Source organism: Candidatus Nitrospira salsa (assembly GCF_965152625.1).
In genome coordinates, this window is the sequence record NZ_CBCUCO010000002.1 from 316,674 (window position 1) to 332,155 (window position 15,482).

Consider the following 15,482-nt stretch of genomic DNA (forward strand, 5'->3'; position numbering starts at 1 on the left):
TTAAAAGGGAAAAAAGATTTCTTAAAATCCTAAGTGGGGATAAAGTGGGGATAAAGAAGAAAGGGTGTTCATGTATGAACTCATATTCAGGAGACGATAATGATCTTAACGACGACACCAACACTAGAAGGCCGGCGTATTCAGGAGTATTTAGGGGTGGTTACTGGAGAAGCGATCTTGGGAGCGAATTTCTTCCGTGATTTTTTTGCCAACATTCGCGATATTGTCGGAGGTCGATCAGGTGCCTATGAAAAAGAATTAGCACGTGCCCGTCAAATTGCCTTTCAAGAACTTGAAGAAGACGCAAGGGACGTTGGGGCCAATGCCATTGTTGGAATTGATTTAGATTATGAGGTTCTCGGTGAAAAGGGAAGTATGCTGATGGTGAGTGTCAGTGGGACTGCCGTCTTGGTGGAATAATATACAGTTGGCAGTGTCCCGGAGTCGTTGTTTTTGGTGGGGTACTGGATTTCTCAAGTAACTAAGATTTTTCATCTAAGTACTGACAGAAGATTCTTGATTAATCAATCTCTGCTTAATTTCTCCATAACGACTGTTCCTCTTTCCTGTCTACTTTTTAGGCAATCGTTCCAATCCTTCTCTGCCAGTATTTCATGTCATGCCGGACAATCTTGCCTCTGATAATAAAGTCTCAAATCAAAAAGACCGAAAGTTAGAAGATTGAGACTGTAAGAATCAAATACTTAAGTATTCGATTGATTCGTGGAGCAATAATCACAAGCTAGTAGATATTGCTCGAATTTCACTGATGACTTAACGCTTTTATATTTTTGCTTGCCTGTTGATGAGGAAACGTGGCTGTTACTCAGAAAAACTTTTCTCATGTGAATCACAATGAAGAGGGGCATGCACGTCCGTTGATGTCCTATTTAGAAACGATTGCGGATCGTCGGTCCGTGCCAGGCGTTTTGTCCTTTTCAGCTACGGGAGACGTCTTGTACATGAACACAGAGGCGGAGATGTTGTGTCGTCAAATTCTCGGGAGCCGTTCCGGTGAGAAGGCTGCAAATCCTTACCCCTCAGAAGTTTTAGATATGTGTGAGGACCTGAAAAACGCGCTGCAGGAGCAATTAAAGCTGGAAGATTATGAACATCTTGAGTTTCGCCGAGTGACAGGAAATTTAGAGGTTCCTGTTCTGCTGCGCGGGTTCTTGTTGCCCGATCCGCATCGCCAGCAAGATACACGTTTCTTGATTCTTATGGAAAAAATCGGTCGAGAGAGCCGTGTGATTCCGGTCCAAGCGACGGAGCGTTTTCATTTGACCGAACGAGAGCAGGAAATTGTACGACATATTGCCGACGGCCGGACGAATAAGGATATTGCGAATGCTCTGTCGATTAGTGAACACACGGTGAAAGAACATGTCAGACATCTTCTCAAGAAAACAAAATCTTCCACCAGAACAGGCATTCTTGCTCAAATCTATCAAGATTCCTGACGTTTTCTTCATTAGTTATCGTCTTTTCGAATCAACTGTTCATTTTAGGTTAGTGTTCCGCGCACTCAGTCAATGAGTCCGTTATACATTGACGAACGCGGCATGTCTTGATTCTATCGAGCGAAGGCGTAGATAATCCTCCTTCGGTCTTGTCCCTGAATGTTGGCAATGGAACCTGTGATTTTTGAACATAATGATCATTCTGCGGTTTCTACCTTTGGCGTTTGCAGTGCCGGAATCATCTGGTGATCTCGATGAGTCTCAATTGGTTGATGCGCTGCGAAGTGGAGAGGACGCCGCCTTTGCCAAGGTTGTCGATCAGTATTCTGGGTCAATGTTGCGGTTGGCCATGGCCTATGTACCCAGTCGGGCGGTCGCAGAAGAAGTGGTCCAAGAGACCTGGCTTGGAGTCTTTGAAGGATTGTCTCGATTTGAGGGGCGTTCATCCTTTAAAACCTGGCTCTTTACGATTTTAACCAATCGAGCCAAAACCCGAGGGCAACGAGAAAGCCGATACGTTGCCTTAGCAGAAAAATCTGCCATGGACGATGAGGAAGCCGGAACAGGAGTTGATCTGGATTTATTCATCCAAGCCGGGACAAAGTCGGGGCATTGGATTGAACCACCGCATGCCTGGGATCACAGTACCCCTGAACGGTTAGCATTATCAAAAGAAATTCGGGAGCAGATTGAACAGGCAATCGAGAGTCTTCCTCAGACACAACGACAAGTGATTACCCTCAGAGATCTCGAGGGAGTCAGCTCTGAGGAAGTGTGTAACATTGTTGGTGTCACGGAGACTAATCAACGTGTGTTGTTACACCGTGCACGGTCTCGCGTGCGTAAAACGCTCGCTCCCTATGCTATAGGAGATTCAGGGGCACTCTCATGACGAGTAAATTGAAACAACAAGCCATGACTTACATGACAGGTAACCTGACATGTCAGGAAGTCGCCAGCGTCGTAACAGATTACCTGGAAGGGGCCATGCCGTTTTTGACCCGTCTTCGGTTTCATCTGCATCTCGGCTTGTGTTTTTCCTGTAGAAATTTTCTCAAGCAAATGAAGTATACCGTTCAAACGCTTGGGAAGCTTCCTGCAGAGCCTATATCGCCAGAAATTCGAGAAGAACTGCTTCGTCGGTTCCGTCATTGGAAACAGGGTTAGCCTGCGAGTGCGTATTCTTCGCATGGCGAACGTGGGATCTCGTATTGGTTTCTTTCTCTATGAATCCATTTTTATTTGACTAAATCTCTTGTGTCATCTTCTAGTAAGGAGTGCTTGGTATGGCGCTGAAATCTTCCACGATGTTGCCGCTTGGCACCACGATGCCATTCTTTTCATTGCCAGATGTGGTCTCTGGTAGCATGATTTCTCCGGAAATGTTTGACTTGTCTCAGGGGGTGTTGGTGATGTTTATCTGTAAGCACTGTCCCTATGTGGTTCATGTCAAAGATGAGTTAGCGCGGCTTGGTAAGGATTATCACCAGTCGGGCCTTGGCATGGTAGCGATCAGCAGCAACGATGCCAGCAGTTACCCTGATGATGCACCGGATTCCTTGAAGGTCATGGCAGAACAATTAGGCTTGGTGTTTCCGTTCTGCTATGACGAAAGCCAAGAAACGGCTAAAGCCTTTACCGCAGCCTGTACTCCGGATTTCTTTCTCTTTGATAACAAACAACAGCTAGTGTATCGCGGGCAACTTGATGACAGTCGTCCTGGTAATGGAAAGCCGGTGACGGGAAAAGACTTACGAGCTGCGGTGGATCTCGTATTAGCAGGGAATGAAGTTTCGCTAACGCAGCGACCCAGCGCGGGTTGTAATATAAAATGGAAGCCCGGGAATGAGCCCGATTATGCCTAGTGCTAATTCAATGAACTTCTCATTTTTCGAGAAGTAGCTAATGACGCAGAGTGAGCTTAGGGGGTCGGTCATCGATAGATTAAGAGGCCTTTACGATATTCTTTAACATGAGGAACTCTCTTAGAGCGCTCCGTTCTGAAAATGATCGTGTCCAAGATTGTCTCGATTGGGCAGTAAAGGCTGAAGGCTATGTGATAGGATAATAGAGAATAACTGGTATCCTGGTCTTTCGTCATTTGCCGTCTGCGCGTTTGAAGGTAATATCTCCAAAATACGCAATAGCGGCTTCTTTCGTGTTGTCGGTGTCTGTCATAATGGCTACACCGGAAATCATGGGCGGTTCCTCGCCGAACGCTCGCAAGTAATCTTCATACACATTTCGTTTTTCCGTGACCCATTGCCCGAGTTTCTTTGTTCCACTTTCTGTCACGAACATTTGTACGCGATCAGTGTAGGGATTCGGGACCATCGTTCCAACTGGACTTTTGCTTTCCCAAATATAGTTGATGGCACCAAGAGGCGGGTATTGCCCATAGAGTAATTTGGCTGCCTCATATTTTGCTTGTTCAAACAACCCGACCTTCTGACTCTCGTAGGCAAAGGTAATGTAGATTCTTGCCGGATAGTCATCGCCTTCCTTTTGTGTCACATCGCCGTTTTTGAAGATATTCTCCACTTTCCATCGCCAGGTCACAATTGGAAACTGTTTCGGATCGATGGTGATGTTGCGAGTGAGTCCGGATGAACTTTCCACGCTTGTGGCTTTAACGACAACCTGCTTCTTGTCTTTGACGAGTTCATAGTGGGTGTGTTCTTTGATTTTCTCAAACGTCAGGGGTTGCCAATCTTCCGGAAATGTTTCCCCTTCTTGAGCCTGAGAAAAAGCGCCAACTTCGAGGGTAGCTGGAGAAGTCGTTTCCGCAAGGCTGAGAGGAGGCAGAAAACTCATAACGATCCAGAGGCCGATGGTGTAGCCGAGTCGGCTCAGACGAGCAGTGAGGAGTTCCTGCATCATGGTTCTCCTTGGGCTGATAGCGGGTTCTGAGATGTTGGGGTTATCGTGTCCAGGCAAACAGTTTTTGAAGCAATCGTTTTTTTCCATCGGTGAAAGTCGTTTTTCTCCAGGCATTCGCGACTTTTTTCACAACTTCCGCCTGGGTGGGGTAAGGGTGAATGGTTCCCGTGATTGTGCTGAGACCGACCTTGGCTTTCATCGCGAGGGTAAACTCACTAATCATATCTCCAGCATGTGAGGCGACAATCGTTGCACCCAGGATTGTATCAGTTCCCTTTTTGACATGCACCCTGGCAAATCCTTCGTCTTCGCCATCTAAAATGGCCCGATCCACTTCATTGAGGTGAAAGGTAAAGGTATCAATTTTAATGTTGCGCTGTTCGGCATCATGTCCATAGAGACCAACGTGGGCGATTTCTGGTTCTGTGAAGGTGCACCAAGGGATAATGAGGGAATTGGTGCTGGCGTAACCGAGCCCAAGAGGATGAGGAAAGAGCGCATTTTGAATCACGATTTGTGCCATGGCATCGGCGGTATGGGTAAATTTAAATGGGAAACACACATCGCCTGCCGCGTAAATTTTCGAATTGCTCGTTTGAAGTCGGTCGGAGACCTTGACGCCTGAGCGGGTATCGAATTCAACACCGACGGTATTTAAGCCCAATTTTTCCACATTTGGCGCACGTCCAATCCCGATCAGGATCTCGGTGACTGGCAATTCCTTAGATTGTCCATCGATCTCATAGTGAATCACTTTCCCAGTTTCGTTCTTGGAGACATGCGTGATTTTCGCGTTACAGAAAAATTTCACTCCGTCACGAATCATGGCCTCTTTGACGACCTCCGCCGCTTCGGCATCTTCACGGGGAAGAATTCGGCACTCCTGTTCAAAGACAATCACCTCACTGCCAAATCTCGCGAAGGCTTGTGACAATTCGCAGCCAATTGGTCCCGCCCCAATCACGGCCAGTGTGGAGGGAAGTGTCGTCAAGTTAAACACGGTTTCATTGGTCAGGAATCCAGCGTCTTTTAATCCGGGAATTGGCAATGCAATGGCTCGGGCTCCGGTGCAAATGACCGCTTTGGCATACGGTAAGGTCTGGTCGCCGACCGTGATGGTCCCATCACCGGAGAACCGTCCTTCTCCGATGTAGACATCCACGCCAAGTTTTTTGTAACGATGGGCTGAATCGACATGGCTGATACGGGCTCGAAGTTTTCGCATGCGGGCCATGGCTGTGCCGAAATTCGTCTGGACGTTTCCAGAAATATCCAGTCCAAATTCTTGAGCCTGCTTGAGTTCTGCCCAGGCCCGAGATGCGCGAATCACCCCTTTTGAAGGGACGCATCCCACGTTTAAACAATCGCCTCCCATGAGATGCCGTTCGATCAGCGCCACTTTCGCTCCGAGTGCTGAGGCGACAGCTGCCGTGACTAGGCCAGCCGTTCCTGCGCCAATGATAACCAGATTATACTTTCCATCTGGTGTGGGATTCGTCCATTGAGGCGGATGCACATTATTGAGCAATGCTTGATTGAATTCGTCCATTGGTTGAATCTCAATGGCATGATTAGTCGTAGGAGATTGAGTCATCGTATCCTCAAATTAAAAGTATGAAAAAGGAATGTGAGTCGTATGTCATGTCCGGTGTCACAATCTGTTGACGTTAGGCGCCGGGACTGCTCTTTCCGGTGATTTTTCGATAGACAATGGGCATGACCGCGAGAAGCCCAAGAAACGTAAAGGCAAGCAATACAGGTGGTGATGCGATTTCGGATAAAGAATTGATCGTTCCGAGTTGGCGGCCGGCAAACGCAAAGACGAAACTGCCGGGAATGATGCCCAGGGCCGTCGCGGAAATGTAGGTGCCAAGGTTGACTCGGGTGAGACCGGAAACCAGGTTAACCAAGAAAAAGGGGAACGCTGGAATGAGACGGAGCGTCATGAGGTAGCTAAAGGCGTTTTTGGCAAACCCAGCTTGAATCGGACCCAGCCGATCCCCAAATTTACTTTCAACCCAATCCCGCAGAAGATAGCGGGATGCAAGAAAGGCGAGAGTCGCACCGGTTGTGGCTCCGACGTTGACGAACAGAGTCCCTAAAATACTTCCAAAAAGAAAGCCGCCTGCAAGAGTCAGAATAGCTCCGCCAGGAAGCGAAAACGCAGTTTGGACAATATAGACCAGAATAAAGAGGGAAACCGCGAGGGTGAAATGACTTTCAGTATAGGCAAGAAGATGATCACGATTGGCTTTAAGCGATTCGAGGGAAAGATAGGCTCCCAAGTCGAAGTAAAAAAATGCAGTAATTCCAGTCAACAAGAACAGAGCCGTCACAATCTTTCCTGTAGAGCTCGAAGAACTCGTGTCATCTGTTTCTCCGGCATTAGGCATAGCGTGCTCCAAATGGTGAGTTCTCATAACACATGCTCCTTTTTCGTTTGTGCATCTTTAGTGTCCTGCTGATTGAAAGTACTGCGATATGATGCGTACGACTGAAAAGGAGTCTCATGAAGTTGAAACTTGTTACAGAAATGTTGATGATGTCATGCCCCCAGAAGGTTTCTTTCAAAATAGCAGGCTTAGGAATGTCGTCACGGATAACAACCTGCGAGAAACGATTAGACTACTCTCGGAACAGTGTACTTGAATGATTCATAAGGAAACAGGAGATTCATGACTGTTGCTGATGAAAAGAACGGATATTCTAGATTTGGGAAATGGCTCAATTTAGCAGGATTCGTGCTTGTCTTAGCTTGTTCGTACTGGGTGTTCCATTCTTATGATCTCACCGAATATCTTCAACCTATCAAGCTCGTCGAGTTTATTCAGTCTTTTGGGATGATAGCACCTGTGGTGTTTGTGAGCATCATGGCACTGGCCGTTGTGGTCAGCCCGATTCCCAGCATACCTTTAGATCTCGCAGCAGGTGTGGCCTTTGGACCTTGGTTCGGAACGCTTTATGCGGTCATTGGTGCAGAGATTGGCGCCATTATAAGTTTTCTTATTGGGAGGAAGTTAGGGCGAGATGTGATTGCTCGCATCCTAAAAAGCGACGTGGTGTTTTGTGAGAAATGTTCTGATCATCATCTTATGGGATTTGTGTTCTTGTCCCGTCTTCTCCCAATCTTTTCCTTCGATCTCGTGAGTTACGGAGCCGGACTCACGAGCATGAGTCTGAAAGCCTTCGCCCTCGCGACATTCGTTGGGATGATTCCCCCAACGTTTGCTCTTGTCTACTTTGGGAGCAGCGCGTTAGCCGTTGATTGGCTCGTGATTCTTCTCGGCATCATCCTAGTAGGATTTTTTCTGGTCCTGCCAAAATTGCTTATACGAAATCAGTCAACATGGTGGGCTCGATTGATTCAAGGAAAAAAGCCGGAAGTTCAGGCGGAACCAGTATTCATTCCAGAACATGTTCCTTCATCAGGACCTACAAGCAAATGTTTTTGGTGCGGTTCACGGGATTCTGGTGAATGATTTGAGAATTTAATTCCCTTGCTTGAACAAGATAAAAAATATTGCGTGAATGTACCATTTTAGGTACTGTGATATGCGAGTTAAGTTCAAAAGGTTATCACAGCCACATTTTACCGGCTTCCCAGCGGGAAATAGACTTTTAAGAATTGGCTCTTGGAAATGTCCGATTCCGATCGAAAGAGTATTGAGAGTGATCTGATGACGGTTGAATTTGGCTGGCCGTGTGGCGAACCGTTGTGTAAGTCCTTAACTGGCTATGCAGGCCTCCGGGAAGTACGTAGTGATTTGTCGGATGGATGAATTGTTCGAGTGTTTTTCTATGTGAGTGAGGCTGAGACGGTTCTGCTCCATGGGTTTGTGAAGAAGTCACAGAAGACGCCGGACAAAGAATTGAAACTCGCGAACAAACGTAAGAAGGAGCATGAGCGATATGAAGCGGAAAAAAATTAATCCTCGGTCTGGATCTACGCTTGAAGAAGTACTGAAAGTGGAAGGACAATATGAAGAGTGTCAAACCGATGCAATTAAGAAGGTGCTGGCCTATAAATTGAGCAAAACCATGGAACAAAAAAATCTTTCCAAGGCCTCGATGGCTTCTCGCATGGAAACGAGCCGGTCACAACTCGATCGCTTATTAGACCCGGAAAATGAATCAGTCACGCTGCACACCATGAAGAGAGCAGCAGAGGCCTTGGGCTTAAAATTGGAATTGCAGTTAAGGTAGTTTCATGCACTGCTCAACATAAATGGTTCAATCTAGCAGGTCCGAATGATTCAGGGGAAGAAGTCGAGATTCAGTGGAAAATGAGGCATTTTTAATTTTTTAAGTGATATAACTAAATTTGACCCCACGAATCAGAACCAACAAGCAAATGTTCTTGGTGTGGTGCAAAAGAACACGGTATGTGAGAAATTAGGATGATTCTGGGTTCAGAAAAGGTACAATCATAATTTATTAAGAATTCAGATCATTAGGTCTTTTCATGGGAGATTTGAGATGAATCGAGACAAGAGTATCATCAGATCAAAAAAAACTGCTGTAACTGTCGGAGACCTTCTAGGCAAGGAATTATTGACAACATTCATTCCGGGTAGTGGCCTTGTTTATGAACTTGTCAAGGCTTTAATTAACCACGGAAGACAATATTATTTAGATAGAACGGAAAGTCGGTTAGAAGAATTTCATTTGGGCTTGTTAAACGGTATAGAGAGTCAAGAAGAATATTCAGACTTTATTAATAAGCCGTTTGATCTTGACGATTACTATGCTCTGTTAGCTTCATGCGTTCAAGACATTGAGAATGAAAAAGTCGAAATATATTCGCAATTGATGAGAGGTTTAATAGGCGGGGAGCTTGATCCTGAAATGAGGCGACATTTCGTAAAGGCTTGTCAGAAATTGACGTATTCTGAGCTGTGCTTCTTAAAAGACCTCTATATTTATAGCAAGCATGATTTAATGACAGTTGGTGGAATCCAAGAGCAGATTAAAACAATGCTATCTACTCATGAGCCATTACGCCGTCTTGCAATTGAAAAACTCATGTCATCCGGTTTCATAGATAAAGAGGAGAGAAATATTACTTCAATGGGAGAAAAGTTTATATCCATAATCTTTCCAAGTGGCGCTCTATCCCCTGAAGCTGTTGGGCGAAAACCATTTTCAGGAATAAATGTGGGCATCATAAGCTATCGGCTTGGTGAAGGAGTGCATTCAACAATTGCAATGGAGATCCAACGGGCACTATGGGAGTGCCAGATTAAATCCTGTATACATATACTTGATAACGAAAGACTACGTATTAGTATTCTCAGATATAAAGCTGCAATTCTCATTGTAGACAATCAGCCGATCGATCCTGAGTTCATTGAACCAATATTGCAATTTTCTGATAAAAGAGCACTCTTCAGACTCAATGTTGATGCTAGTTCAAAAAAGTAATGATGTTGACGGTATTTCATTCAAAGGTGAGTTGACTTTAGATTCAAAAGAACCACTTGAAATTAAGAAACAAGTGACTGCATATCTGTCGACAATCTTGGCCTCATGATGTTCTGCGCTCCTAAAAGTTCTGGGTAAGGGGACATTCTTCTTTTTCTATACATGGGGTCAAATCTAGTTTTATAAGATTAAAAATGGCGTGAGAAAGATGTGAAGAATCTAATTTTTCCTCGTCATTGCGGCTCGTTGGTGTCTCTCACATCATCAAATTCCTATTCTCGAAATATCGCCGATTTCTTGGTGTGGGTCATATTGAGGAAGGATATTTTTGGTTGACTCATGATCGTCGTTTGGGAAAGGGGACATTCTACTTTTTCTTCGCCTTATGCTAGCTGTCATCAAGAAATTCTTATTAGTGATGTCACTCGGAAAGCTCAATTAAAGCCATTTCTTCGGCAAGGAAGCCACCGTCGTGGGGCACTGGTTCTCGCGTCGCCTGTAAGTCCAATCGCGTCTCTATTACAGCGATCGAGAGAAGTGGAGAGAAGAAAGCATCCCTCGGCGACTGGGAATGTGATACGGTGAATTGGACAGGATCGAAAGAGCGTGGCTGTGACGGTTGTTGACCCCGCTTCACTGAGTAAGATGAGCAAAGTATTATGACGTCCTGTCTTGATCCCTTTATCTTCCCATTTTTCTTTTCATACGATCTCACTCTTTTGGTTTTGTCCGAATATGGCTTGTGTGATATCGATGATATAGAAGTGGAGGACTTAACAATGGGACAATTAATTGTTCGAAATATTGAAGAAGATGTGAAGCTGCGTTTACGTCAACGGGCTTTTCGACACGGCCGAAGTGTGGAGGAAGAGGTGCGCGATATTCTTCGGAATGCCACAAAGAATGAAGGGAAGCGAACGGATGGTTTTGGCTCAGCAATGAGCCGCCTGTTTCAAGGTATTGGGTTACAAAAAGACATTCCGGAACTCAAAGGGACTTCTCCTCAATCTACTGACTTCGAATCATGATCATTCTCGATACGAATATCCTCTCTGCGGTGAAGCAGGAGCAGGGCGATTCTATCATCGTGTCATGACTTGACAGACAGGCATGGGTATCAATCTGGACCAGCTCGATCACAGTATTTGAAATTCGTTTAGGACTCTCGTCTTTCACAAAAGGCAAGCGACGTGTCAAACTTGAGGATGCTTTTCAGCAGATGCTGGGAAATATACTTAAAGGACGAATACTTCCCTTTGACGAAGATGCGGCATTAACGGCTGGAGAGTTAGCTGCAGGTAGGCGACGCCGAGGAATCACCGTCGATATGCGAGATACACAAATTGTAGGAATTGCCATTGCGAAGCGAAGTCGTATTGCCACACTGAATATCAAAGATTTCGATGGACTCTCTGTGTCTGTCATTAATCCGTGGAAAAAACGTTGAAGAGGCATAGGTCTTTTGCTGTCATTGAACTTGTGATATCTTTCGAAGTAAAGCTTCTGGATATACTTTGAAGAAAGCCGTTCATGGGTCATTCGCAGCGGACACGTTTGGGTCAGGAGCTTGAACCAACGTCGCTGAGGGTTTGAGTAGGGCTAGATAATGAGAGGGGTCTCAGGAGTTCCAGCATTGCGAATTCTGGAATAATCTTTTATTCTGAAGTGAAGACGTTAAGTGTGAGGCATTGAGAATGACGACAACTCCCTCCAGTGTGAAGTTTACCTATGAGGATTATCTCAGCTTTCCTGACGATGGGAAGCGTCATGAAATCATCGATGGAGAGCGCTACGTGACACCCGCACCCTTGACTAAACATCAGCGCATTTCCGGCAATCTCTTTGCCGCGCTTCATCATCATTGTCAACAGACCAAGGCCGGAATAGTGTTTGCTGCGCCGACAGATGTCAAATTGACGGAGATTGATGTTGTGCAACCCGACCTTTTATTTGTCGCGAAGAGTCGAGTTCACCTCGTCACCCGTGAGAATATTCAAGGTGCGCCAGATTTTATTATCGAGATCCTCTCCGATTCAACTCGTCGACGCGATGAACGATTTAAACGCACACTCTATGAACGTCATCAGGTATCCGAATATTGGATTGTTGATCCTGAACTAGAAAGTGTGAAAATCTATCGACTTCATGAAGGCCGTTATCATGCTCCTCACGAAATGACTACTGAGTCACCTCAGGAGAAACTCTCTACGCCACTCCTTTCTGAATTTACCCTGAAAATTCAGGATATCTTTGAATAACGTGGGTCTTGCAAAACTCTGCGTTTGATCTTCTGCCTGAGCCGTGGGCAGCCGATGGTCTCGATTATTTCTCTTTTCCAGCGAGGGGAAAACGTGTTTTTTGTGCAAGGCATGGCTGATTCCTCTGGGAATGTGACCGGCCTCTAATCGGCAACCTTCGACCAGAAAACCGTAGAATCCAGTCTTGTAAGTATGTTCGTTATTGAAGCTTTTCTACGAGTTCTTCTGACGGGTAGGTCAGGATTTCGGCTAAGGTTGGGTGGTAGTGGGGAATGCGGAGCATGTCGTGGACGGTACCGTGATAGTACATGATCGTGATCAGTTCATGAATCAGCTCTGCGGCTTCTGGGCCAACGATATGACCTCCGATCAGTTCTCCGGTTTGCGGGTGACAGAGTATTTTGACATGCCCATGCATTTCTCCTAGACACATGGCTTTTCCGTGATCGTTAAATGGGTATGATGCGGTGAGATAACTAATACCTTGTTGTGTACACTCTCGTTCGGACAATCCGACATTGGCGACTTGAGGATCGGTGAAAACAACCTGAGTTTTTAGCCGATTGTCGTGTTTGCGAGGTGAAGCTTCCGGGTGTGAAGCGTTCCATCCAGCAATTTCTCCTTCTTGGATAGCGATATGAACGATTTCTCGAAGGCCGTTTACGTCTCCGACCGCAAAAATATGTGGGGTCGAAGTCCGCATCTCATTTGAAACAGTAATGGCTCCCTGATGAGTCTCTACCTTGGCATTGTCCAGATTTAAATTATCGATATTGGGGCGACGCCCAAGTGCTTGTAGAATCACTTCTGCCGAAACGCTTTGTTCTTTTCCATTGTGAAGGAAATGGGTGGTTTTGAGACTTCCCGCTTGGCTAAAATGTTGAAGTTGGGTGGAAGTGAATACTGTCATACCTTCTTCGCGAAATCGATCTTCCACCGGGCGAGCCAGGTCCTCATCACCGTCAGATAATATATAAGCGCTTCGTTGAAGGAGGGTCACCAAAGTGCCCAGTCGCGAAAAAAATTGCGCGAACTCAAGGGCTACCGCTCCTCCGCCTAAAATAGTCATTGATTGGGGTAGTGTGCGCAATTCCAGCGCTTCATCGCTCGTGATATAGCCCACCTCCTCAAGTCCTGGTATGGGAATTCGCGAGACCACGGATCCTGTCGAGATAATGAACGATTTAGCACTCAATCGGTGTGGACCTGCTTGAACTTCTGTTGGTGATAAGAACTGGGCGTGTTCTTGGTAAAGTGTGAACCGTGGATCTTTGAGAGATTCGATTCGATAATCTGCAAATTCTTGAATGAGTCGAGCTTTGCGGTCAATAATGGCAGAGAGATTGGCTTTTGCCACGACGGGATGCAACCCAAACTCCTCAGCGCGATGCATGAGTGACATGACATCAGAAGAGCGGAGAATGGTTTTGGTGGGCATGCAGCCCCTAAGAATACAGAGGCCACCTAATGGCCCGTGGTCGATGATGGCTACCTTTGCCCCTTCGTCTCTTGCGGTGCGAGCGGCAGCATATCCGGCAGAGCCACCACCTATGATAATCACATCGTAATTCATTAATTTCTCAGGAGCCATGGTCAGTGAGTCTCTCGTTGATGAAGATTGTTCTTGCGGCAAGGTCATCTAAACAGATTCTGAAGTTCTATCCCTATGAATAGGAAACTCAAGGCATGAAGATAACATGGTCATTCCCATTTGTCGTGCTGTGGGTGTTGATGGGCCAGGGCTGTGTCAAAGCCACTGGCCCACTGGCTACCTTACCCATCGTGAGCCCGACAGCGTCAGAGTTGAATTTGTCTGGCATTCAAGCCTACAACGATGGCCAATGGGAGTTGGCGAAACAGCGTTTTGAGGACGCTCTTCTCGCTGATGATCAATTGCCGGAAGTGTATTTTAATCTTGCGCTGACCTTACATAAACTTGAAGATCATCAACAGGCCACTGAATATTTTCAAAAAGCTGGTGAGTTAGCGCCACGCAACGACAGCATTATTCAATCATCGGTCTATCGCAATCATCTGGGGCTGTCTTCGACATTTGAACGACATATGAGCGGGGGATACCGTTATGCCCGATAGATCGTGATTTTTTATTGTCATGCCAGATTGGTGTTTCCTCCTTAGGTGATGTCGTTGATTGATCAATTGCATTCGACGGGGAGAGCGTGATGATCCCTTCACTTCAAGTTTCGAGGATGAACTACTGAGCAATTCATGTAACTAACCCCATGCGATCAATCCTTCACATAGACATGGATGCTTTTTATGCATCAGTTGAACAACGCGATAATTCGGCGTTTCGTGGGAAACCTGTCGTGGTTGGGGCAAATCCTCAAGGAGGCAAGGGACGGGGGGTGGTGTCCGCGGCGTCATACGAAGCACGTACATTTGGTATTCATTCTGCGATGCCGATCAATCAGGCATATCGACGGTGTCCGTCTGCAATTTTTCTTCCCGTTCGTATGGCGCGATATGAAGAGGTGTCTGAACGAATTTTTGAGATTTTTTCCCGGTACACAAATTTAGTTGAACCACTGAGTTTGGATGAAGCCTTTTTAGATGTCACGGGGAGCTATGCCTTATTCGGTTCAGCCGAAACGATTGGCCGGCGTATTCAAGCCAAGATTTTGAAGGAAGAGCAATTGCAGGCATCCGTGGGAATTGCAACGAATAAATTTGTCGCAAAAGTGGCGTCCGATCTTGAAAAACCTCGGGGTTTTGTCATGGTTCCGCATCAAAAGATCCATGATTTTTTGCGAAGCTTGCCCCTGACCCGTTTATGGGGTGTTGGGGCAAAGACCGCACCCCTTTTACAACAGATGGGGTATCGAACCATCGGAGATATCGCGCAGCAGCCGCAAGAAACGCTCCGTGTGCGTTTTGGTAAACGGGGCGTGCATCTGTGGCAATTGGCTAATGGGTTAGATGATCGTCTGGTTGTGCCACGCTCCACGATGAAGTCAATCGGTGCTGAGACAACGTTTTCACATGATACCAGTGATGATGCACTCATTCGACAAACGCTGCTAGCCTTGTCTGAACGCGTTGGTCAACGATTACGAAATGAACACCAAGGGGCCTGTTGTCTCACGCTCAAATTTCGGAATACGGCCTTTGAAACGGTGACGCGATCATGTTCTTGGTCCGAACCGATCAATCAAGCCAGTGCCTTGTGGAAACAGGCGATGACACTTCTCGAGCGTGTTGGGGGCGGTGAGCAAAAGGTGAGATTGTTAGGGCTATCAGTCTCAAAGTTGGCCTTTCTTGGGTCGCATGAGCAATTAACGCTCTTTGAACCAGACAGTCGACAGGAACATGATTTGTCGGAAGCGGTGGATATGATTCGCATGCGTTTTGGTGATGAATCCATTCAGTTGGGGTCATTGTTAGGAAAAGAGAAACCGTAGAAACGCAGGCAACGAGAATGGGAAATCTGTGCGTCAGGGTA

18 protein-coding genes are annotated in these 15,482 nt (G+C 46.2%); 14 read left to right on the top strand and 4 right to left on the bottom strand.

The annotated features are described in order from the left end of the window. Positions 1-99: 99 nt before the first annotated feature. The 5 genes from ACWQXP_RS03235 to ACWQXP_RS03255 all read left to right on the top strand — a co-directional run bounded on the left by ACWQXP_RS03235 (position 100) and on the right by ACWQXP_RS03255 (position 3,325). Entirely contained in the window at positions 100-420 is a 321-nt protein-coding gene (locus tag ACWQXP_RS03235) for a heavy metal-binding domain-containing protein (RefSeq protein WP_454061403.1), read from the top strand. 395 nt (positions 421-815) lie between these two features. Then, positions 816-1,460 (top strand): LuxR C-terminal-related transcriptional regulator, encoded by a 645-nt coding sequence (locus ACWQXP_RS03240; RefSeq protein WP_454061404.1) that lies wholly within the window; start codon positions 816-818, stop codon positions 1,458-1,460. Positions 1,461-1,653: 193 nt separating this feature from the next. Further along, a complete protein-coding gene (locus ACWQXP_RS03245) occupies positions 1,654-2,352 on the top strand; it encodes a sigma-70 family RNA polymerase sigma factor (protein WP_454062977.1) in 699 nt (232 codons plus the stop codon). Further along, complete coding sequence (locus ACWQXP_RS03250; protein WP_454061405.1) at positions 2,349-2,627, top strand: zf-HC2 domain-containing protein; 279 nt, start codon at positions 2,349-2,351, stop codon at positions 2,625-2,627. The genes ACWQXP_RS03245 and ACWQXP_RS03250 overlap by 4 nt, the downstream gene beginning before the upstream one ends. Positions 2,628-2,746: 119 nt before the next feature. Further along, positions 2,747-3,325: a thioredoxin family protein gene (locus ACWQXP_RS03255; RefSeq protein WP_454061406.1), complete on the top strand. Its 579-nt coding sequence runs from the start codon at positions 2,747-2,749 to the stop codon at positions 3,323-3,325. 232 nt (positions 3,326-3,557) lie between these two features. On the opposite strand, the gene ACWQXP_RS03260 is transcribed toward ACWQXP_RS03255, so the two are convergent. From ACWQXP_RS03260 to ACWQXP_RS03270, 3 genes are all read right to left on the bottom strand, one after another. Next, complete coding sequence (locus ACWQXP_RS03260; protein WP_454061407.1) at positions 3,558-4,340, bottom strand: DUF3047 domain-containing protein; 783 nt, start codon at positions 4,338-4,340, stop codon at positions 3,558-3,560. A gap of 40 nt (positions 4,341-4,380) precedes the next feature. Continuing rightward, complete coding sequence (locus ACWQXP_RS03265; protein WP_454061408.1) at positions 4,381-5,934, bottom strand: mercuric reductase; 1,554 nt, start codon at positions 5,932-5,934, stop codon at positions 4,381-4,383. Positions 5,935-6,007: 73 nt separating this feature from the next. Next, positions 6,008-6,760, bottom strand: a complete 753-nt coding sequence (locus ACWQXP_RS03270) for a TVP38/TMEM64 family protein (RefSeq protein WP_454061409.1) — start codon at positions 6,758-6,760, stop codon at positions 6,008-6,010. A 255-nt stretch (positions 6,761-7,015) separates the two neighbouring features. Between ACWQXP_RS03270 and ACWQXP_RS03275 the strand changes: the two genes are divergently transcribed. The 7 genes from ACWQXP_RS03275 to ACWQXP_RS03305 all read left to right on the top strand — a co-directional run bounded on the left by ACWQXP_RS03275 (position 7,016) and on the right by ACWQXP_RS03305 (position 12,019). Next, a complete protein-coding gene (locus ACWQXP_RS03275) occupies positions 7,016-7,819 on the top strand; it encodes a TVP38/TMEM64 family protein (protein WP_454061410.1) in 804 nt (267 codons plus the stop codon). Between the two features lie 309 nt (positions 7,820-8,128). After that, positions 8,129-8,269, top strand: coding sequence for a type II toxin-antitoxin system RelE/ParE family toxin (locus ACWQXP_RS03280; RefSeq protein ID WP_454061411.1), 141 nt, complete (start codon positions 8,129-8,131; stop codon positions 8,267-8,269). Then, on the top strand, positions 8,250-8,543 hold the full coding sequence (locus ACWQXP_RS03285; RefSeq protein WP_454061412.1) for a helix-turn-helix domain-containing protein: 294 nt from the start codon (positions 8,250-8,252) through the stop codon (positions 8,541-8,543). Before ACWQXP_RS03280 ends, ACWQXP_RS03285 begins: the two co-directional genes overlap by 20 nt. A 273-nt stretch (positions 8,544-8,816) precedes the next feature. Continuing rightward, complete coding sequence (locus ACWQXP_RS03290) at positions 8,817-9,761, top strand: hypothetical protein (RefSeq protein ID WP_454061413.1); 945 nt, start codon at positions 8,817-8,819, stop codon at positions 9,759-9,761. 659 nt (positions 9,762-10,420) lie between these two features. After that, a complete protein-coding gene (locus ACWQXP_RS03295) occupies positions 10,421-10,789 on the top strand; it encodes a FitA-like ribbon-helix-helix domain-containing protein (protein ID WP_454061414.1) in 369 nt (122 codons plus the stop codon). Between the two features lie 92 nt (positions 10,790-10,881). Then, complete coding sequence (locus ACWQXP_RS03300; RefSeq protein ID WP_454062978.1) at positions 10,882-11,208, top strand: type II toxin-antitoxin system VapC family toxin; 327 nt, start codon at positions 10,882-10,884, stop codon at positions 11,206-11,208. Between the two features lie 247 nt (positions 11,209-11,455). Then, on the top strand, positions 11,456-12,019 hold the full coding sequence (locus tag ACWQXP_RS03305) for a Uma2 family endonuclease (protein WP_454061415.1): 564 nt from the start codon (positions 11,456-11,458) through the stop codon (positions 12,017-12,019). A 199-nt stretch (positions 12,020-12,218) separates the two neighbouring features. Here ACWQXP_RS03305 and ACWQXP_RS03310 read toward each other — a convergent pair whose 3' ends face one another. Further along, on the bottom strand, positions 12,219-13,610 hold the full coding sequence (locus ACWQXP_RS03310) for a dihydrolipoyl dehydrogenase family protein (RefSeq protein WP_454061416.1): 1,392 nt from the start codon (positions 13,608-13,610) through the stop codon (positions 12,219-12,221). A gap of 95 nt (positions 13,611-13,705) precedes the next feature. Here ACWQXP_RS03310 and ACWQXP_RS03315 point away from each other — a divergent pair, with 95 nt between their 5' ends. Both ACWQXP_RS03315 and dinB read left to right on the top strand, forming a co-directional pair. Then, on the top strand, positions 13,706-14,113 hold the full coding sequence (locus ACWQXP_RS03315) for a tetratricopeptide repeat protein (RefSeq protein WP_454061417.1): 408 nt from the start codon (positions 13,706-13,708) through the stop codon (positions 14,111-14,113). Positions 14,114-14,262: 149 nt separating this feature from the next. Next, positions 14,263-15,441, top strand: a complete 1,179-nt coding sequence (gene dinB / locus ACWQXP_RS03320; RefSeq protein WP_454061418.1) for a DNA polymerase IV — start codon at positions 14,263-14,265, stop codon at positions 15,439-15,441. The last annotated feature ends 41 nt before the right edge of the window (positions 15,442-15,482 follow it).